16 protein-coding genes are annotated in these 19,324 nt (G+C 42.6%); 12 read left to right on the forward strand and 4 right to left on the reverse strand.

The features are described 5' to 3' along the window. The first annotated feature begins 25 nt into the window (after nucleotides 1–25). Nucleotides 26–685 carry a hypothetical protein gene (locus tag ACO06Y_RS04505; protein WP_422082637.1) on the forward strand — a complete coding sequence of 220 codons (660 nt, stop codon included), beginning with the start codon at nucleotides 26–28 and terminating at the stop codon, nucleotides 683–685. A gap of 167 nt (nucleotides 686–852) precedes the next feature. On the opposite strand, the gene ACO06Y_RS04510 is transcribed toward ACO06Y_RS04505, so the two are convergent. Then, nucleotides 853–1,071, reverse strand: coding sequence for a hypothetical protein (locus ACO06Y_RS04510; RefSeq protein ID WP_422082638.1), 219 nt, complete (start codon nucleotides 1,069–1,071; stop codon nucleotides 853–855). Between the two features lie 268 nt (nucleotides 1,072–1,339). Between ACO06Y_RS04510 and brnQ the strand changes: the two genes are divergently transcribed. Beyond that, a complete protein-coding gene (brnQ, locus tag ACO06Y_RS04515; protein WP_422082639.1) occupies nucleotides 1,340–2,620 on the forward strand; it encodes a branched-chain amino acid transport system II carrier protein in 1,281 nt (426 codons plus the stop codon). A gap of 75 nt (nucleotides 2,621–2,695) precedes the next feature. Here the strand turns inward: brnQ and ACO06Y_RS04520 are convergent, their stop codons facing one another. Further along, nucleotides 2,696–3,988: an aminopeptidase P family protein gene (locus ACO06Y_RS04520; RefSeq protein WP_422082640.1), complete on the reverse strand. Its 1,293-nt coding sequence runs from the start codon at nucleotides 3,986–3,988 to the stop codon at nucleotides 2,696–2,698. A gap of 323 nt (nucleotides 3,989–4,311) precedes the next feature. Between ACO06Y_RS04520 and ACO06Y_RS04525 the strand changes: the two genes are divergently transcribed. From ACO06Y_RS04525 to ACO06Y_RS04570, 10 genes are all read left to right on the forward strand, one after another. After that, entirely contained in the window at nucleotides 4,312–7,170 is a 2,859-nt protein-coding gene (locus tag ACO06Y_RS04525; protein ID WP_422082641.1) for a WD40/YVTN/BNR-like repeat-containing protein, read from the forward strand. 62 nt (nucleotides 7,171–7,232) lie between these two features. Beyond that, nucleotides 7,233–8,525 carry a hypothetical protein gene (locus ACO06Y_RS04530; RefSeq protein ID WP_422082642.1) on the forward strand — a complete coding sequence of 431 codons (1,293 nt, stop codon included), beginning with the start codon at nucleotides 7,233–7,235 and terminating at the stop codon, nucleotides 8,523–8,525. Between the two features lie 189 nt (nucleotides 8,526–8,714). Further along, on the forward strand, nucleotides 8,715–9,545 hold the full coding sequence (locus tag ACO06Y_RS04535; RefSeq protein WP_422082643.1) for a ThuA domain-containing protein: 831 nt from the start codon (nucleotides 8,715–8,717) through the stop codon (nucleotides 9,543–9,545). A gap of 6 nt (nucleotides 9,546–9,551) precedes the next feature. Beyond that, nucleotides 9,552–9,941, forward strand: a complete 390-nt coding sequence (locus tag ACO06Y_RS04540; RefSeq protein WP_422082644.1) for a DUF2721 domain-containing protein — start codon at nucleotides 9,552–9,554, stop codon at nucleotides 9,939–9,941. A gap of 186 nt (nucleotides 9,942–10,127) precedes the next feature. Further along, complete coding sequence (locus ACO06Y_RS04545; RefSeq protein WP_422082645.1) at nucleotides 10,128–10,568, forward strand: hypothetical protein; 441 nt, start codon at nucleotides 10,128–10,130, stop codon at nucleotides 10,566–10,568. Between the two features lie 238 nt (nucleotides 10,569–10,806). Further along, nucleotides 10,807–11,556 carry an AraC family transcriptional regulator gene (locus ACO06Y_RS04550; protein WP_422082646.1) on the forward strand — a complete coding sequence of 250 codons (750 nt, stop codon included), beginning with the start codon at nucleotides 10,807–10,809 and terminating at the stop codon, nucleotides 11,554–11,556. Between the two features lie 121 nt (nucleotides 11,557–11,677). Next, the gene (locus ACO06Y_RS04555; RefSeq protein WP_422082647.1) at nucleotides 11,678–12,799 is read left to right on the forward strand and encodes an acyl-CoA dehydrogenase family protein; all 1,122 of its coding nucleotides are present in this window, start codon (nucleotides 11,678–11,680) and stop codon (nucleotides 12,797–12,799) included. 35 nt (nucleotides 12,800–12,834) lie between these two features. Next, nucleotides 12,835–13,377, forward strand: a complete 543-nt coding sequence (locus tag ACO06Y_RS04560; RefSeq protein WP_422082648.1) for a hypothetical protein — start codon at nucleotides 12,835–12,837, stop codon at nucleotides 13,375–13,377. Between the two features lie 113 nt (nucleotides 13,378–13,490). Further along, nucleotides 13,491–15,377 (forward strand): sulfatase-like hydrolase/transferase, encoded by a 1,887-nt coding sequence (locus tag ACO06Y_RS04565; RefSeq protein WP_422082649.1) that lies wholly within the window; start codon nucleotides 13,491–13,493, stop codon nucleotides 15,375–15,377. Between the two features lie 21 nt (nucleotides 15,378–15,398). Next, nucleotides 15,399–17,054 carry a hypothetical protein gene (locus ACO06Y_RS04570; RefSeq protein ID WP_422082650.1) on the forward strand — a complete coding sequence of 552 codons (1,656 nt, stop codon included), beginning with the start codon at nucleotides 15,399–15,401 and terminating at the stop codon, nucleotides 17,052–17,054. 50 nt (nucleotides 17,055–17,104) lie between these two features. On the opposite strand, the gene ACO06Y_RS04575 is transcribed toward ACO06Y_RS04570, so the two are convergent. Both ACO06Y_RS04575 and ACO06Y_RS04580 read right to left on the reverse strand, forming a co-directional pair. Then, nucleotides 17,105–18,079 (reverse strand): succinylglutamate desuccinylase/aspartoacylase family protein, encoded by a 975-nt coding sequence (locus tag ACO06Y_RS04575; protein ID WP_422082651.1) that lies wholly within the window; start codon nucleotides 18,077–18,079, stop codon nucleotides 17,105–17,107. Beyond that, on the reverse strand, nucleotides 18,057–18,947 hold the full coding sequence (locus tag ACO06Y_RS04580; RefSeq protein WP_422082652.1) for a RimK family alpha-L-glutamate ligase: 891 nt from the start codon (nucleotides 18,945–18,947) through the stop codon (nucleotides 18,057–18,059). The genes ACO06Y_RS04575 and ACO06Y_RS04580 overlap by 23 nt, the downstream gene beginning before the upstream one ends. Nucleotides 18,948–19,324: the final 377 nt, after the last annotated feature.

Consider the following 19,324-nt stretch of genomic DNA (forward strand, 5'->3'; position numbering starts at 1 on the left):
CCACATTTGTGAAAACTTTAGGGTCATGGGCGATTATACTTTTTTACATCAGCTTAATATTGTAGTTCATATCATCACCGGAACTACTGCCCTGTTGATGGGATTGGTAGCATTACTATCCAAAAAAGGCGGGAGAGTGCACAAAAGAAGTGGACTCGTTTTCCTTGTTTTAATTACCCTAGTGATTGCAACGGCCTTAATGGGAGTTTTTGCATTTGGGGCCAACGAGTTTTTGATAGCGTTGACCATGTTGAGCGGGTATCAGGCATTTTCCGGGTATCGTGTTTTGAAATCAAAATCGAACAAGCCAAAACCATTGGATATCCTGGTCGCCTTTTTAACGTTAAGTTCAGGACTCTACTTCCTGTACTACCTTGATGCTATTGGGATGATTTGGTCTCCCGTAATTATTTACAGTACGGTAGGCGCATTGTTCATTATGATAGCCTATGATTTTCTTCGTTATCTGATCAAAGCGGAACGCTACAGGAACATCTGGCTTTACGAACATATCTATAAAATGATCGCGGCATTTACCGCACTGCTGGCCGCCTTTATAGGTACCGTTTTACCGCAATATCATCCTTATAGTCAGTTTTTACCTTCCATTTTTGGAACTTTGCTCGCCATCGGGTCTATCCTATACTTCCGTCGAAAAAGAACTCTAACAAAAAACCGGCCCTAGGGCCGGTTTAATTTAATTTCAAAAAAATTCCCGAAAATCAAGGGCAATCCCTACTAAACTGTTGTGGGGCAAACGACAGTGGAGAATAAGGGTGCTTACTCAATTTCCAGGAATAACTCATAATTCCGCCTGCCCCTAGGGCACGGAATCTTCTTGCCAAAGCATAGTTAAGCTACCTGCTGTGCAGCTCTATGTCTTTTTTGATAAATACCTTCCAAGGTCTTGTTAATATCCTGTAATTCCGGGGTCAGAGTGGAAAGATTTCCACTGACATCCGTCGTGACCTCCTTACCACAATGGATACATTTATATTCCTTAATGTGATGGGTAACTTTCTTGGAGACGGCATAATGGTGGCCAAAAAGGTTGCAAAAAAACTTTTTCATACTTGTAGGTTTATCAAGCCGTGTTAAATGATTGGGAGTCAAATGAACACGAAATTCTGGATTTGGGTTAACTGCTTACAATGTCCGTTGAGCATTATATAGCATACAACGCCTTAGCGCTGTTTTTTATTGGGTATGACGGGCATTTCTTTTCAAAAATTCGACAAAGTGCAACTTTTCAGAAAATCCAGAACATGGCTGAAAGGTACACAGCTTAGGACAAAGCGTAATTTTGGGTTACCTTTCCAATTTCAAAAAAATCGATAAAGTGAAGGTATCCAAAGAAACTTTTATAACTGCATTTGCATTGTTCTCTCTTTTCTTTGGTGCAGGCAATCTCATCCTTCCACCTTTTTTGGGCTTTCGATCTGGAGAACTTTGGTGGGTGGTGATCCTTGGGTTTTGTCTTTCCGCGGTTATGATTCCTATTTTGGGCATCTTGGCCCATGCCCGATTGCAGGGTACTCTTTTCGATTTGGGAAAAAAGGTTTCCCCGACCTTTAGTTGGGTCTATTCCTTTATGATCTATGCCATATCCATTGCCTTACCCTCTCCCAGAACGGCAGCCGTTACCCATGAAATGGCCATTGCCCCCGTATTCCAAACTTCCTCAATTTTAACCAGTTTTATCTATTTTCTAATGGTCTTCATTTTTGTTATAAACCGTTCCAAAATCCTAAATGTAATCGGAAAGTGGTTAACGCCTTCCATTATCCTTATTCTTTTAGTGGTTATCGGTTCGACCCTCTTTTCGTTTGAATTCCATTTTGGGACTATCGCGTTTAACAGTCCCTTTACAGATGGTGTCTTGGAGGGTTACCAAACCTTCGATGCCATTGGGGCGGTTGTTGTGGGCGGAGTAATCATCGTTTCCATAAACCTTAAGATGGACGATGCCCCATACAACGAAAAGAAAACCCTAATCGCCAATGCCGGATGGCTGGCCGGATTGGGATTGTTCCTAATTTATGCCGGACTTATCCTGACCGGAGCCTTAATGCATTCCGAATTTGATGAAGCCATTAGCCGTACGGCATTACTGAGCGGTATCGGCAAGTATGCCTTGGGAAGTACGGCCAATCTGTTTCTCAGCATTTTGGTGGGTTTGGCCTGTTTTACCACAGCCGTTGGTATCATTACGGGAACAGCCGATTTTGTAAAATATCGTTTCAACAACTCGCAAATGGCCTATACCCTAACAGCATTGATCGGATGCATCCTTGGAGTGGCCATAGGGCAATTCAATGTGGGGTATATCATTGCCGTAGCCTTACCGGCCCTAATGTTCATTTACCCGATTACCATAGTTTTGATTCTATTAAATGTCGTGCCCGAAAAGTTTGCTTCGACCCGAGTTTTTAAATGGGTGGTGTTTACCACCGTGCTTTTTAGCATTCCCGATTTTTTGGGAAGTATTGGTTATAGGGATTCGATTCTCCGGATTTCAGAATGGATCCCGTTAGGCCAATTAAGTATGGGATGGGTATTGCCTGCTTTGGCCATCTTCATCCTTATCAATATAAAGATTGGGCTTCGCCAACCTTCCTAGTCTTGTTTTGTTTATCGGACTTGACTAACTCTGATAAAACCAGTCCATTATTCTTTTCGGGGAGTAGGACATTGTTTATGTGTGCATCAAATCCTCTATTTCTTCCAATTCGATAGGAATATCCCGCATCAGATTAAAGGGTTCCCCATTTTCTTGAATCACCACATTGTCCTCCAAGCGTACCCCCATTTTTTCCTCGGGAATATAGATGCCCGGTTCAACGGTGAATACCATATTCGCCTTCATAGGGGTCTTGAGCTCTCCATAATCGTGGGTGTCCAATCCAATGTGGTGGCTGGTGCCATGCATAAAATATTTTTTGTAGGCCGGCCAGTTTTTATCTTCATTCTGTACATCGGCCTTGTCCAAAAGGTTTAGACCCAAAAGCTCGGAAGTCATCACCTTACCTACTTCCTTGTGATACTCGGCCCAAATTGTTCCGGGAACCAACATTTGGGTAGCCTCTTTTTTTACGCGCAATACAGCTTCGTATACTGCTTTTTGACGTTCGTTAAATCTGCCATTTACCGGAATCGTTCGCGTAAGGTCACTGGAGTAATTGGCATACTCCGCAGCAACATCCATTAAAATCAGTTCACCATCCTTACATTGTTGGTTGTTCTCTATATAGTGAAGCACATTGGCATTGTTTCCCGAGGCGATAATAGGGGTATAGGCAAACCCTTTTGAGCGATTTCGTATAAATTCATGGAGCAGTTCCGCTTCGATTTCATATTCCCATACATCCGGTTTTACAAATTCCAATACACGCCGAAAGCCCTTTTCGGTAATATTGCACGCCTTTTGCATAAGGTCTATTTCCTCGGGTTCCTTTAGGCCACGAACCTGTTGTAATATGGGATTACTTTTGGCCACTTGATGCGCCGGGAATTTTCGTTTACATTCCTGAATAAATCGATCCTCGCGTGTTTGGGTCTCTACCGCTTGCCGATAGTGTTCGTTGGTATTTAAATAAATAATGTCGGCCTCGGTCATCAGGTCAAAAAACACCTTGTCAAAATCGGACAACCAATAAATGGTTTCGATTCCGGAGATTTCCGCAGCCTTTTCCTTGGTCAATTTAGCCCCTTCCCAAACGGCAATATGGGCATTGGTCTCCCTCACGAACAGGATCTCGCGATGCTTTTTGTCCAAAGCCTCAGGAAACAGTACCAGAATCGTTTCCTCCTGATCCGCCCCGCTTAGATAGAAAATATCGCGATGTTGTTGAAAGGGCATTGTGCTGTCCGCGCTAATGGGATAGATATCATTGGAATTGAATACCGCAATACTTTTTGGCAGCATTCGGGCCATGAATTTTTTGCGGTTCTTTACAAAAAGGGTGTTGGGAATTTGGTCGTATTTCATTTTAGCACATGCTTTGATCAAAAATAAAGGATTTCCCTTAAAGATCTGGGTTGGAGAAAAAAGAGACCCCAAAGACTTTGAAAGTCTTTGGGGTCAGAGTTTACGTTGGTTATGTTATCGTTGTTATTTTCCTATCGGTTTTTTAACAGCCCAATAAATTAACAAAAATTTAAGTTAATGCGCAACAAAACGCCCTCTTATTTGACATCTTGATATTTACAAAAGCTCTTTTAAGGTTGAGAACTTAACCGAACCTGGATAAATACCATTTCTGGTGAAGTTTCCTTAACTTTCCCAAAGTGATTTTTTAAATACCGGATTTCATGCGTGGATTTGTAATTACAGGCCTATTACTTTGTCACTTTTCGATTTTTGGGCAGCTTTCTCCTACTCCATCACAACATGTTATGGAAGCCCTTCGGCAAAAAAATCAGATGATCAAGAGCTCATTGGTAAAAAACATTCCTTTGAAAAATGTGGGCCCTTCCGTAATGAGCGGCCGTGTGGTAGACTTGGATGTGAATCCGGAAAATCCGATGGAGTTTTATGTGGGCTATGCTTCGGGTGGACTTTGGTATACCAAGAACAATGGCACTTCTTTTGTCCCTGTATTGGATTCCTCAGAGACCCAAAATGTAGGGGATATTGCAGTAGATTGGAATTCGGGAACTATTTGGGTCGGTACAGGTGAAAACAACGCATCGAGATCTTCATATGCAGGTATCGGGATACTTAAATCCGGGGATAAAGGTCAAACTTGGCGGCATATGGGCCTGGCCGATTCCCATCATATCGGAAGAATTCTTTTAAACCCCAATAACCCTGACGAAGTTGTAGTAGGCGTTACCGGGCACCTATATTCTTCCAATGCCGAACGGGGTGTATTTAAAACCACGGATGGGGGAAAATCTTGGCAAAAAACCCTTTTTATAGATGATGAAACAGGAATCATAGATTTGGCCCATACCCCCGGTAATTTCAATACGCTTTATGCAGCGGCATGGCAAAAAGACCGAAAGGCCTGGAACTTTACAGGTAATGGTAGCACCTCGGGGATTTACAAAAGCACGGATGGGGGAACTAGCTGGAATAAAGTTTCGACACCCGAAAGTGGATTTCCGACGGGTAACGGAGTGGGGCGTATTGGTCTGGCCGTTTTTGATGGGAATGTCATATATGCTGTACACGACAGCCAATTTCGTCGCGAAAAACCAAAGGAATCCAGAAAGAAACCGGACAAATTGGACAAAGATGATTTTAAGACCATGTCCGTTGAACGTTTTTTGAATCTGGATAACCAAAAACTCAATGATTTTCTAAAGACGAACAACTTTCAGGAAAAGTATAGGGCAGAAAATGTAAAGCAACTTATTCGCAGCGGGTCGGTAAAGCCGATTGACCTGGCCAACTATTTGGAAGATGCCAATGCGCTCCTTTTCGACACGCCGGTAATCGGGGCAGAGGTCTATAGAAGTAATGACGGCGGCAAGACCTGGACCAAGCAAAACGAAACCTACATTGATGACCTTTTCTATAGCTATGGGTATTACTTTGCCCAAATCAGGGTGGATCCTAATGAAAAAGAAAAGATTTATTTGGGCGGTGTCCCCATATTAAAATCGGAAGATGGGGGCAAGACCTTTACTTCCATTAGTAACAAAAACGTACATGCCGATCATCATGCCCTTTGGATAAATCCTGCCCGGGACGGACATCTGATCAACGGGAACGATGGTGGGGTAAACATCTCCTACGATGACGGGGAAAATTGGATCAAAAACAATTCCCCATCAGTGGGGCAGTTCTATGCCATAAATGTGGATAATGAAGAGCCGTATAACATCTATGGTGGATTGCAGGACAACGGTGTTTGGAAAGGGCCCCACAATGCAGAGGAAAACAGTCTTTGGCATCAAACGGGCCAGTATCCGTGGAAATCCATCTTGGGAGGTGACGGGATGCAAGTACAGATAGATAACCGAACCTCGAATACTGTGTATACCGGCTATCAATTCGGAAATTATTATCGTTTGGACCTGGAGAAAAATCAACGAATCGGGATAATGCCCAAGCACGAATTGGGAACACCTCCCTACCGTTTCAATTGGCAAACCCCTATTCTAATTTCCACTCACAATCAGGATATCATATACATGGGAAGCAACATCCTACATCGTTCCATGAACCAGGGAGATGATTGGGAATCTATTTCGGCAGACCTTACCCAAGGGGGGCGAAAAGGCAACGTTGCCTATGGTACCTTGACTACGATTTCAGAATCTCCGTTCACCTTTGGACTGTTGTATACCGGAAGTGACGACGGTCTTGTGCATGTTTCCAAAAATGGGGGCGGTAGTTGGCAAAATATATCCAGTTCTTTTCCCAAAGATCTATGGATAAGCCGAGTTGCTGCTTCCCAACATAAAAAGGAACGGGTTTATGTAAGTCTGAACGGGTATCGCTGGGACGATTTTACCCCTTATGTTTTTGTAAGCGATGATTATGGCAAGACCTGGAAAGATATTTCCAAAGGTATTCCGGCTTCACCTGTAAATGTACTACTTGAAGATCCGGAAAATGAGAACCTTTTGTTCGTGGGTACCGATAATGGACTTTATGTTTCTTTTGATCGGGGTAAATCTTGGGAGGCTTTTCAAAACGGAATGCCAAACGTTGCTGTACATGATCTGGTAATTCAGCCGAATGCCAAACATCTTTTGGTGGGTACCCATGGCAGGAGCATTTACAAGGCGGACATTGCCCATATGCAGCGCTTGAAACCTGAAGTGTTGGAAAAAGACCTGCATATTTTTGAAATTGAACCTATTGCACATTCCCCAAATTGGGGGAATTCGCCTGGGGCTTGGTCGAAATCCACTACTCCTGGGTTGGACGTCGTTTTTTACAGTTCTGATCAGGCTACTTTTTCGGCGACCATAAGGACATTAGATAATATAGCAATCAGTAGTACGGATATTTCAGCGGATAAAGGCCTTAACATCCTTTCCTATGATGTGGCCTTTTCCAAATCCGGGAAAATAGCCTATCTGAAGAAAAACAAAAAAGAGCTGAAGGAGGCCCAAAATGGAAAGACCTATTTACCCAAAGGAAGGTACGCCATAGTTTTGGAGGGGAATGGGAACAGCCAACGTTTGGAATTTGAAATTATAGATTCAAAGTAAGGGGTATTCAACTTGTGATGAAATTTAGAATAACAACCGGCAGATTAAGCATATACTTTGGTATGATCTTATCCATTGCGGTATTGTTAAACTGTAAAAGGGCCAAGGAAAAATTGGTGATTCCCAACAATGTGCATCTTACGGCTGCGGACACTTTGTCCACTTTTCCAGAGGTTATAAAACTCACTCAAGGCCCCAAACAGCATTGGTTCGGCTACTATGATAAATTGCAGGTAGATCCAAGCGGAAGGTACGTCCTAGGGATGAAGGTGGACACGTTCTATCGGTCTCCAACCATTACGGATACATTGATTATTGGAATGGTAGACCTTAAGGAAAATAACAAATGGATACCACTTGGCCAGACCAAGGCATGGGGATGGCAGCAAGGTTGTATGCTCCAATGGATTCCTGGTTCTCAACACGAAATTATCTGGAACGATCTACAGGAAGGCAAATTTGTGAGCCATATCCTGAACGTTAAAACTGGTAAGAAACGAACACTTCCCAAAGCAATCTATACCTTGAGCAATGATGGTTCTTTTGCACTCGGAACGGAGTTTAGCCGAATCCAGAATCTTCGCCCCGGTTATGGATATCCCGGAGTGGAAGATCCATACGCCGAAGTAAAAGCTCCAGAGAAAATCGGTATATATAAGATAGATTTGAAGACGGGAGAGACAAAGATGCTGGTGTCCATAGCCGAAATGGCTGCCATTCCCAACTCGAGCGAAGACCTTCGTGATTATTGGAATTACTTCAACCATATTCTCATTAGTCCGGATGATAGGCGTTTTGTATTTTTACATCGATGGCGTAAGGAATTGGGAAATAGGGCGGATCGCGCTGTAGGTGGATTCGTTACAAGAATGGTATCGGCAAATGTGGATGGAAACGATATCTATCTTTTGGATCCATCGGGCCATACCTCGCATTTTATTTGGAAGGACAATCAAACACTTTGTATGTGGACCAAACCAAACGGACATCCAGAAGGTTTCTACCTGTTCACGGATAAATCGAACAAGATAGTTCCCGTTGGCAAAGGGATTATGATTGAAAACGGACACAACACCTATGTACGGGGTACGGAAAATGAATGGATTTTAAATGACACCTATCCTTCCAAATCAAGGCGGTTGCAGACGCTTTATCTGTACCATGTGCCCACCCAAAAAAAGCTCAATTTGGGTCAGTTTTATATGCCCAAAAAGTTTAGGAAAGAATGGCGTTGCGATCTGCATCCCAAAAGTAGTTCTGATGGGAAATGGATCATATTTGATTCCACCCATGATGGAGATGGAAGACAAATGTATATGGTAAACATTGAAAACATAGTAGCACAAAACAACTGATAAATATCAATTAAAAAATAAAGAATGAGAAGTAGAACCCAATATCCAAAAATCCTTTTTCTTATTAGTATCCTTTTTTCTTCCGGTATCCTAGTTTGTCAAAATACATCTGAAATAAACGCCAACAAGATCAACGTATTAATTGTGGATGGTCAAAACAATCACAACCAATGGCCAAAAATTACCTTTATGCTAAAGTACTACTTGGAAGATGCCGGTTTATTTAAAGTAGATGTGGTTAGGTCTGCTTATACTTGGGAGGGCGACGACTATCTGGAAGATTTCCATATTGACGGAATCGGAAAAACTACAGCTCTGGAGAAATCTAAACCCGATCCCAAATTCAGTCCCGACTTCTCCGACTATGATGTTGTTATTTCCAATTTTGGATGGAATGCTGCTCCCTGGCCGGAATCGACCCAAAAAGCATTTGAAAAGTACATGGAAAACGGGGGCGGTTTGGTGGTCTTTCACGCAGCTGACAACTCCTTTCCCCAATGGGAGGCCTACAACAAAATGATAGGTCTTGGCGGTTGGGGCGATCGAACGGAAAAGGATGGTCCCTATGTTTATTTCAACGATAAGGATGAGCTTGTTCGGGATACGTCTCCCGGAAAAGCCGGGGCGCATGGGCCCCAACATGAATATGTTATCCAAGTTAGAAATACGGAACACCCCATAACAAAGGACATGCCGATCAAATGGCTACATACCAAGGATGAACTCTACGAACGCCTACGTGGTCCCGCTGAAAAAATGGAAATTTTGGCTACGGCTTATGCCTCTCCGGAAATGAAGGGCTCTGGGCGACATGAGCCTGCCCTAATGGTACTGGACTATGGCCAAGGACGGATCTTCCATAACATCATGGGCCATGCCGACTATTCCGTGGAATGCCTCGGTTTTATCACCACAATGCTACGGGGCACGGAATGGGCCGCCACTGGGAAAGTAACACAGGAAATTCCCATAGGTTTTCCATCAGAAAACAAATCCAGTTCCAGGGCGTTCAAAAAATAAGGTATCATGCAATTGACCCTAAGTATTCCTGCCCTACTTTTTCCTGCCATTTCATTGACCATGTTGGCTTACAATGCGCGCTATTTGGCCATTGCCGCCCTAATTCGTCAATTGCACAAACAATTTGAGGAATCTTCCTCTTCCCCGTTAAAAAGACAGATCCATCAATTACGAAAACGTCTGGGGATTATAAAAAACATGCAAGCCAGTGCCATTGTGAGTTTTTTGTTATCGGCAGTTACCATGTTCCTGATTTATGTAGAGCAAGAAATCCTGGCCAATATCATTTTCGGTATCAGTTTGGTGTTTTTAATGGTTTCCCTTTTACTTTCTTTGATAGAGGTACAATTATCCACCAAGGCTTTGAGTATTCAATTGAACAATATGGAAAAGTAATTCGCATCTTTTAATGTTTATCATTAAATCGATTCAAATGCTTCACCAAAAAAGGAGGATACCAATGATTGGCATTAGCTTTATGAAGGGTCAGAAACTTCATAACCATGGGTCTTCTTTTCCTTGCAGTGAAAACCTAAAAAAAATACTATATTTATCCTTTGTACCTCATACGTCAATTTTGCTATGAAACGTGTAAGAGACCTTGATTTTTTTAAGAACATTCGGGAAATACGGGAATTCGAATTCGGGGTTTTCTATTACTTCGAAGGCTTGGTCATTTCCGAAATGAAGGAAGGTGCCCTCTTCAATTGGAAAATGGCCAAAAAGGCCATTAAGGCCGCTCATGAAATATTTGGGGAAGACCAACCGATCGCTTACATATCCAACCGCATAAATAGCTATACCGTGGTGCCTGCCGATTGGGTAAAGTTTTACAAAAATAGGCACCAACTCGATTTTTATTCCGTCGTGGGCAGTACCCAGGGTAGCTTTGCCAGTCTAGTCCTGGAGCGGATGTTCTTTCAAAATTCCATCAACCAGTTTTCCGACCTGGAAAGTGCCGTGGAATGGAGTGTAAACAAAATCAACAGCCGTAATAAAAAAATTAATATAGTACCGCAATAGCTAATCCCTTTGCGTATGCTAAAAGTCCTATAGATTTTTGGTCTAAAGGTTTAGAGCCAATGGTTACCGTTAGTTTCCATAGTTTATATAGAGCTCGACTTCCGAATATTTCGTATTTTTAGTTGTGATCGTCGATATTCAACAATACTTTAGAAACAATCCAAACTTCAACAAACTTATAGGTAACAATTATCTTTTTGTTGAATATAAGTGCCCTATCGATGTTGAAAAATTCCAATTGTTCACGGATTCGCATGTCATTAATTATGTAATAAGCGGGAAGAAGGATTGGATCGCTCCCAATAAGACCTATCAAATAGAAGGTGGGGATGCCCTATTTGTAAGAAAGGGTATTTATACAACGAGACAATATTTTGAGGTGGATTTTTGTGTCATACTTTTTTTCATGAACGATGACTTCATCATCAATTTTCTTAAGGAGCATCCTTCATTACAACTTCCATCAGGGAAAAATGAATACAGCCAGATTTTCGAAATTAATGTCAATGACACGTTTAGCTCCTTAATCTATAGTGTCTTTAACTACTTTAAACAAAGTGGGGGTATTCCCAAGAGTTTGGTGGAAATTAAATTTAGGGAATTGCTGTTCAACATTATTTTAAACCCAAGGAATAGACCTTTGGCCAAGTATCTGAGCTCTCTTTTGGAAACCGAAAAAACAGACTTGGAATATACCATGCTTAAAAATTTTCAGCATAATCTTAGCTTGGATGAGTTCGCAAGACTATGTGGTAGAAGCCTATCCACTTTTAAAAGGGACTTTAATGAGCACTTCCATGAAACTCCCGGAAATTGGATCAAGAACAAGCGTCTGGAATGTGCAAAAGCACTACTTACCCGTTCCTCGCTAACCATAAATGAAATCTGTTATGAAAGTGGGTTCAAAAACCCATCACACTTCAACAAAACGTTCAAGGAAAAATATAAACTTCCTCCGCAGCAATTCCGCGCTGCAAAAAACAAATAGGAACCATACCATTCTTTTTCAATAGGTTAGGCTGAACTTCAGAACAAATCATTTGAACTTCTGAGAAAACTGTACCTGGGAAAGTTGGTTCAATTTTGCATGGTAAACAAATTTCAATACCATGGAAACAACAACATCACAAACAAAAAATCGGATTCAACAAACCCATGTACTGGGAAAGTCGTTTGCCGAAAAAGCAATGCAACATGACATTAATGGCACATTCGTCCATGAAAATTATGAGTTTTTAAAATCCGCAGGTTATTTCTCTGCCTTAATTCCGGTCGAATTGGGCGGCGGTGGAGTTTCATATTCCGAAATGTGCAACATTATAAGGATTATTGGGCGTTATTGTGGTTCTACGGCATTGGCATTTTCCATGCACCAACATTTGGTGGCGGCAGCGGTCTGGAAATACAGACATAAAAATGAAGGGGCGGATACACTTGCCAAAATAGCAGAACGTCAGCTGGTTTTGGTAAGTACCGGAGCCAAAGATTGGTTAGGATCCAATGGAGAACTTACAAAACTTGATGGAGGCTATTTGTTCTCCGCCAAAAAACACTTTGCCAGTCAATCTGTTGTGGGCGACATTGCCATTACGAGTTCTATTTTTAAAGATTCGAACGGGAACCGCTCCGTATTACACTTTTCGGTTCCATTAAAACAAAAGGGGGTGTCCCTAATGGAAGACTGGGACGTAATGGGCATGCGAGCCACGGGATCCCAAACCATTCTTTTTGATGAAGTCTTCATTCCGGAAACTGCCATTGCCCTGATACGAAAACAAAATGAATTCCACCCTGTATGGAATATTGTCTTAATGGTAGCCATGCCCCTGATCATGGCGGCTTATTTGGGCATTGCCCAAGAAGCCAATAACATAGCCATAAAAAGTGCACAACAAAACGGACAGCAACATTTGATCTATAGTATTGGCCAGTTGCATAATGTTTTACTAGCTGGGCAGGCACAATGGAAAGCCATGTTGGGACTCACCAATGACTTGGATTTTAAACCTTCAGAAGCGTCCACGGCAAATATGTTAGCCTTTAAAACCAATGTTTCGGATTTGGCAAGAGAAACGGTAAGTCTCGCCATGGAAATTGTTGGAGGTCAAAGTTTTTATAAACTACATCGTCTTGAAAGATTATTTAGGGATGCTCAGGCATCCCAGTTTCACCCACTACCTAAATGGAATCAATATGAATTCACGGGAAAGCAAATTCTCGGAAGAGAATAAGTCGTTAAAGGCAAGTAATCTAAAAATCAAAAATTATGAAAAGCATAATTTTTTCATCGGTTTTTCTATGCATTATCCTAAATATGCAAATAAGTAAAGGACAAGAGGCAGAGTTGGTTGCATCCTATTTTGGTATGCCAAAAACAATTACCCCTTTAAAATCGATTAACGCGAAAACCATTAGAAATAATGACTATTTGAAGAAAAACTCTCAAAACGAGCAGCCATTGGAAATAGTTGATATACAGCGGGAAGCAGCTAATTTTAATCTAACCTCTTTAGCCATTTACAATAAGGGTGAGAAATCGACATACGATGTGGTCATTAAATCCTTACATTCCACATTATATGTTAAATATGACCATTTAGGAAATATAATCAGCAGTACCGAACGGCATAAAAATCTAAAAATTCCGATAAAACTAAGTCAAACAATTACGAGAGAGTATCCGGGATGGGGTTTTACTAAATCAAACTTTTATGTAAAATATAGAAATGGAAAGCCTCTTAAGGGTAAATATTATGTTCTCATTAGAAAAGGGAAAAAATCGAAATCCATCCAATTCAATATTTTATAAAAGCATCTAGGTCATGGCCTGACCCCTATAAGGGATTTTTTCACCCAAAACGAAGAACGTTCAATCATCTGATATTCCGGTTATTCGTATCTTGTTCCAAAACCTACCGATCTATGAGAGTTCTTTTATCCACCATTCTACTTATTGTTTTTTTCACCTCCTGTGAACAAGAAAAAAAAGAGCCGATAGACCCCCCCAATATCCTATGGATATCCGCAGAGGATATTAGCCCGGCTTGGGGTTGTTACGGGGATAGCATGGCGACGACACCGAACATAGATGCACTGGCAAACAACGGTTATGTTTTTACCCAGGCCTTTTCCAATGCACCCATATGTGCACCGGCAAGGGCCACTTTGATTACGGGAATTTATGCCACGAGCACCGGCACACAAAATTTAAGATCCGACATCCCCATACCTGCTGACCTAAAAATTCTCCCCCAGCTCATGTCGGAAAAAGGGTATTATACCTCCAACAATGCCAAAACGGATTATAATTTTAGTCCGGATGGCAAGTGGGATGATTTAGGCCGGGAAGCACATTGGAGGAACCGAGAAAAGGAGCAACCTTTTTTTAGTGTGTTTAATTTTGGGATTACGCATGAGGGCCATGCCAATACCTTTGTTCCCGGGGATACCGAGTCGTTACAAGAGAAACACAATCCGAAGGATATGGTGGTTCCGCCCTATTTTCCGGATACGGAGGAATTCCGGAGCATATTGGCACACCAGTACGACCTCATCACTGTTTTTGACCAGGAAGTAGGCAGGTTAATTGCCCAACTGAAAGAGGATGACCTCTTGGAAAACACTATCGTTTTTATATTCTCGGACCACGGTTTTGGGCTGCCCCGATATAAAAGGTGGCTATACGATACAGGCCTACGAGTGCCCTTTGTATTGTATGCCCCGGAGAAATACAAGCATTTGGTTTCCAATCTTCGTCCAGGAAATGTGGATACCATGGTCGGTTTTGTGGATTTTGCCCCAACTGTTTTAGGTCTTGCAGGGGGGGACGCTCCTAAAATTATGGAAGGAAGGAATTTCCTGGGCCCAAATGCACAAAACAAGGAATATATTTTTGGTTATCGGGATAGGGCGGATGATGTCTTTGATGTAAGCAGGTCCGTCTTTGATGGCAGATACCTGTATATCCGAAATTATCTTCCCCATAGACCGTATATTCAAAATGCGCAGATATTCAATAAGGGGAAAAGGTCGTATGACGAACTCTTCCGAGTGAAGGACCTAGGGGAACTTTCGGAAGAATCCCTAAAATTGTTTAAGCCCAAAGCACCCGAAGAACTCTATGATTTACAACAGGATCCACATGAACTGCAAAATCTGATCGATGACCCTCAATATGAGGAAGTTAAGAACAAGCTTTATGAACAGGTGAAACACCATATCGTTGAAACAAGGGATACTGGATTTATGGCAGAGGGTCAAATGATGATATCAGGCGAAAATAGTTCGGTCTATGAAGCGGCAAGGGATACTAGCCAATACAGGCTGGAGCACGTATTGGAAGTTGCGGAATTGGTGGGCCGAATACAGGATTTGGATCAATTGGAAAAGTACATTCAAAGTCAGGATCCATCGGTTCGGTTTTGGGCACTTAACGCCATTGATGCCTTTGAGGGGAATATAAGCTCACAAAGGGAGAATTTGCTGGCAGCATTAAATGATTCTTCGCAACCCAATCGGGGGTTGGCCGCGGAAATTTTGATCAACAGACTAAATCGACCCAAAGAAGCATTGGGAATCTTGGAGGATTTACTGCAACATCCCGAAAATGAAGTTGTGCTGCTTCATATTGCCGTAAATGTGAGAAACCTAGGGGAAAAAGCTGCCCCGTTGATTCCGATAATCAAAGAAAAAGTATTTCCGAAAATAGCCGGTGAAGTATGGGGACGTTATAAAAATTGGTCCTATCCCATGTTCATTGGAATGGCGCTGGATCAGACATTGATCAATTGCGGAGAGAGTATTGAATAGTATAGGCCAACTGGAACGACCATGAGAAATTATTTTGCTATCTGCCTTACACTTATCCTAACAGTGTCCTGTTCACGTCTCTCCCAAAACCAGGGACACTTGTCCAAAATGGATAGTCTGGCCCTTGAGCAGGCAGAAATCAATGGTCTATTGGCCAATGAAGGTCTTCAACGTTGCCAACGGTTTGTTACGGATTGGTTGGCCGAGGCGGACTCCACTACTGGGCTTATCCCAAGAAATCTGGGCGAGAGTTTGGATATCTGGAACGCCCAGGATGCGGCTGCGGACAACTATCCTTTTATGGTCTTAACAACCGCCTTGACCGACTCAAGCCTTTTCCGAGGACGAATGCTGGATATGTTGCATACGGAGACCCGACTGACCTCTCGTCTTGGCAATCTACCGGACACCTATTCTTTTCGCAAAAAAGGTTTTGATACCCAAGAATATGATTTGTTCAAATTGTTGTTCGGGGCTTCGGAATACATCAAAGATGGCCTTTTGCCGCTTACCGAATGGTTAGGCCCCAGCCCTTGGTCCGAAAGGATGATTGCTATTTTGGACGATATCTGGAAATATGCACCGATAGAGACGGCTCATGGAAACATTCCTTCCCCAAATGTGGAGTTGAATGGTGAAATGTTGCAGGTGCTTTCTCGGGTGTATTGGATGACCGGGGAAGGGAAATATCTGGAGTGGGCCACACGATTGGGAGATTATTATCTATTGGGAGACCAACATCCCACGCGAGATTTTGAGATTCTCAGGCTCCGGGATCACGGTTGCGAAATTGTATCCGGATTATGTGAGCTTTATGCTACATTAAGCTTAGCCGACCCTGAAAAAAAAGAAACCTATCGACCCCATATCAATGAGATGCTCAACCGGATTTTGGCTGTAGGCCGAAATGAAGACGGCCTTTTTTACAACGCGGTCGATCCTAAAAGCGGAGCTGTTAAATGGGAGGGAACAGCGGACAATTTTGGGTATACCCTAAATGGTTTCTATACCGTATTTCAAATCGATTCCGTTGAGGCCTACAGGGAGGCCACGGTAAAAGCACTTGAAATACTCGATCAAAAATACCGGAATTATGATTGGGAAAACGGGTCTTCCGATGGATATGCCGATGCCATCGAGGGTGCCCTAAATCTATATGCCCGCGAACCACTTTTATCAACAAGGGGTTGGATCGAGAGTGAAATTCAGGTCATGTGGTCCCTACAAGATTCCAGCCATCGAAAAAATGCCCAAAAATGGAAAGGCTCAGGGATTATAGAAGGTTGGCACGGGGATGGTAATTTTGCCCGAACCACGATAATGTATTGCCTATGGAAAACCCAGGGCACCACCATTCAACCCTGGCGACCGGATATTAAATTTGGGGCCGTTGACGATGATGACGGAGTGATTCTTAGCCTTAAGGCAGATACGGATTGGAAAGGGATATTGCGATTTGATGCCCCTAGACACCGGGCCATTATGAAAATGCCTGCTGATTGGCCACGAATCAACCAGTTTCCTGAATGGTTTACCGTAAATACAAATGAAACCTACGAGGTAAAAGACCTTACCTACGGTTCAACTACAAATTATACAGGAAAACAGCTTCTGGAAGGAATCGAGCTAGCCCTAAAGAAAGGCACCGCATATGCCATTAGGGTAAGTCCTATTTGAAATGTACGATCATTGGTTGGCTCCAAGTTGGGCAGTAGATCAACAAGTAGTTAGGAAACACCTTGCCCCAAATGAAACAAGGCATCCCCTTGGTTGACCACGGCCTGATGATTCACACTAATGACATGTCCATCAAAAGGAGCCTTTATTCGCTTGGTATGTTTGGCATAGGTGTCCGTTACAATTCCCATTAATTGCCCTTTTTTTAATTCGCTACCATTGATAATCTCTGGAATGAACATTCCGGCCGTAGGTGCGCGTAGCCATTTTCGATCTTTAAGAAGAATCGACTCCTTACGTTCTACAAAAAGGGGGTCTCTTTTGGTTATCATCCCAAAGTGTTTCAACACATTTAAGATGCCCTGCATACCTTCCAAAATAGCATGATCATCAAAACGCATACTTTCCCCGGCCTCAAAAACAATGGTGGGTTTTCCCATCCGATAAGCAGCATTTCGAAACGACCCTTTGATCAATCGCGATGCAAAGGAAATCGGTGCGTTAAAGATTTCCGCTAAATCCTTGCTTTTTCCATCCTCTTGGGTAAAGCGAATCTGTGGGAAATTATGTCGTTGGGCTCCCCCTGTATGGAGGTCAATGGCAAAATCCATTTGGTGCATGATCTCCGTGACATAGTGATAGGCTATCCTACTGGCCATGGAGCCGGTCTTTGTACCCGGAAAGCTTCGGTTTACATCTTTCCCATCCGGAACATCCCTGGAAAAGTGGATGAAACCAAAAATGTTGAGTATGGGTACGGCGATGACCGCACCCTTCTTGACCTTAAATTCCCTTTGCTTCAACATACGGCGAACAATCTCTATACCATTGATCTCGTCCCCGTGCAACCCGGCCTGTACCAATAACACAGGGCCAGGCTTTTTGGCGTTGAAGACATATATGGGAATATCGATCAGGGTACCGGTAGGCAAACGATCAATACTAATTTTTAAAAGCTTGTTTTCCCCCGGGGCCACGCTCTCACCTCCGACGACGATTTCCCTATTTTCTTCTTCTACGTCCATTTCTCTCAACAAATAAAATGATTTCCCGGGCAACATTAATCCCTGTAGCGGCCTCTATACCCCGTAATCCCGGGGAGGCATTGACCTCAATTAGCAAAGGCCCCTTTTTTGAGCGAATCAAATCCACTCCAGCTACCCCAAGCCCCAAATGTTTAGCAGCGTTTAGGGCAATGAATTGTTCCTTTGCCGTAGGTTTAATGGATTCCGTGGTACCGCCCCGATGCACATTGGATCGGAATTCACCTACTTCGCTGGTTCGTTTCATAGCGGCCACCACTTTGTTCCCGATAACGATAATCCGTATATCCTCACCATTGGATTCCTCTATATATTTTTGGATAAGGATACTGGTATCCATCTTGTAAAAAGTATCAATGATGGATTTGGCCGATTTTTTGGTCTCTGCCAAAATTACTCCCAAACCTTGTGTGCCTTCCTGTAGTTTTATGATGACAGGGGTACCTCCCAAAATTTTGATCTGTTCCTCTATGTTGTCCGGGTTTATGGAAAACAAGGTTTCGGGTATCGGAATACCTTTCCTGGCCATGATCTGTAAGGTTCGCACTTTATTTCTAGCCCTTGTAATGCCTAGGGAACGTGCAGTACTAAACACCCCGTTCATTTCAAACTGCTTTACTATCGCGGCTCCATGACGGGTTACTTTGGCCCCGATCCGTGGAATAACGGCATGGAATTCCTGCGTAATGTTTTCATCCCGTAAATAGATCTGAGGTTTGCCCAAACCTAATTTTACCGAGCATTTGGTGTGGTCTATAAGTTCAATGTAGTGTCCAAGCTTTTCCGCCTCCTCGGCTATTCGTTTGGTTGAATAGACATTCATACTGACGGAAAGAAGTCCAATGTCCATTTTAAGAATCGTATGGTATTGTATTTAGGATTGTAATATCGGGGAAAAAAAGGACTTCCGCCAACACTCAAGAATTAATATGGCTTTGAAGGGTGTATTTGTAACAAAACTAGTCGTACTTTTTTATAATCTTATCTATTTAATCCCCGGAAGTCATTATAAGCCGGTCTCAATCCAAGGGTAATACCTAATGGAATACGCCCCCGTCCTGCAACCAACAAACCAGAATTAGACTACTAAGGCTCCAAACAACGGAAAACCCTTCTCGATAAAAAGGATTTTGTTGAAGATTTCAGCCTAAAATCAAGGTTAATATGGAGAACTCCTAAAACGGTTTTGACCTTTACTTATAATACTTCTAAATAAGGATTATTGGA

It is taken from the genome of Ulvibacterium sp., assembly GCF_965228935.1.
Taxonomy (GTDB): domain Bacteria; phylum Bacteroidota; class Bacteroidia; order Flavobacteriales; family Flavobacteriaceae; genus Ulvibacterium.

Excerpts from the sequence above, each read along its gene's own strand:
- ACO06Y_RS04540 (WP_422082644.1), top strand. The coding sequence starts at position 9,552 with ATGCAATTGACCCTAAGTATTCCTGCCCTACTTTTTCCTGCCATTTCA.
- ACO06Y_RS04510 (WP_422082638.1), bottom strand. The coding sequence starts at position 1,071 with ATGAAAAAGTTTTTTTGCAACCTTTTTGGCCACCATTATGCCGTCTCC.
- ACO06Y_RS04570 (WP_422082650.1), top strand. The coding sequence starts at position 15,399 with ATGAGAAATTATTTTGCTATCTGCCTTACACTTATCCTAACAGTGTCC.
- ACO06Y_RS04535 (WP_422082643.1), top strand. The coding sequence starts at position 8,715 with ATGCTAAAGTACTACTTGGAAGATGCCGGTTTATTTAAAGTAGATGTG.
- ACO06Y_RS04555 (WP_422082647.1), top strand. The coding sequence starts at position 11,678 with ATGGAAACAACAACATCACAAACAAAAAATCGGATTCAACAAACCCAT.
- ACO06Y_RS04520 (WP_422082640.1), bottom strand. The coding sequence starts at position 3,988 with ATGAAATACGACCAAATTCCCAACACCCTTTTTGTAAAGAACCGCAAA.
- ACO06Y_RS04505 (WP_422082637.1), top strand. The coding sequence starts at position 26 with ATGGGCGATTATACTTTTTTACATCAGCTTAATATTGTAGTTCATATC.
- ACO06Y_RS04530 (WP_422082642.1), top strand. The coding sequence starts at position 7,233 with ATGATCTTATCCATTGCGGTATTGTTAAACTGTAAAAGGGCCAAGGAA.
- ACO06Y_RS04565 (WP_422082649.1), top strand. The coding sequence starts at position 13,491 with ATGAGAGTTCTTTTATCCACCATTCTACTTATTGTTTTTTTCACCTCC.
- ACO06Y_RS04560 (WP_422082648.1), top strand. The coding sequence starts at position 12,835 with ATGAAAAGCATAATTTTTTCATCGGTTTTTCTATGCATTATCCTAAAT.
- ACO06Y_RS04545 (WP_422082645.1), top strand. The coding sequence starts at position 10,128 with ATGAAACGTGTAAGAGACCTTGATTTTTTTAAGAACATTCGGGAAATA.
- ACO06Y_RS04580 (WP_422082652.1), bottom strand. The coding sequence starts at position 18,947 with ATGGACATTGGACTTCTTTCCGTCAGTATGAATGTCTATTCAACCAAA.
- ACO06Y_RS04575 (WP_422082651.1), bottom strand. The coding sequence starts at position 18,079 with ATGGACGTAGAAGAAGAAAATAGGGAAATCGTCGTCGGAGGTGAGAGC.
- ACO06Y_RS04525 (WP_422082641.1), top strand. The coding sequence starts at position 4,312 with ATGCGTGGATTTGTAATTACAGGCCTATTACTTTGTCACTTTTCGATT.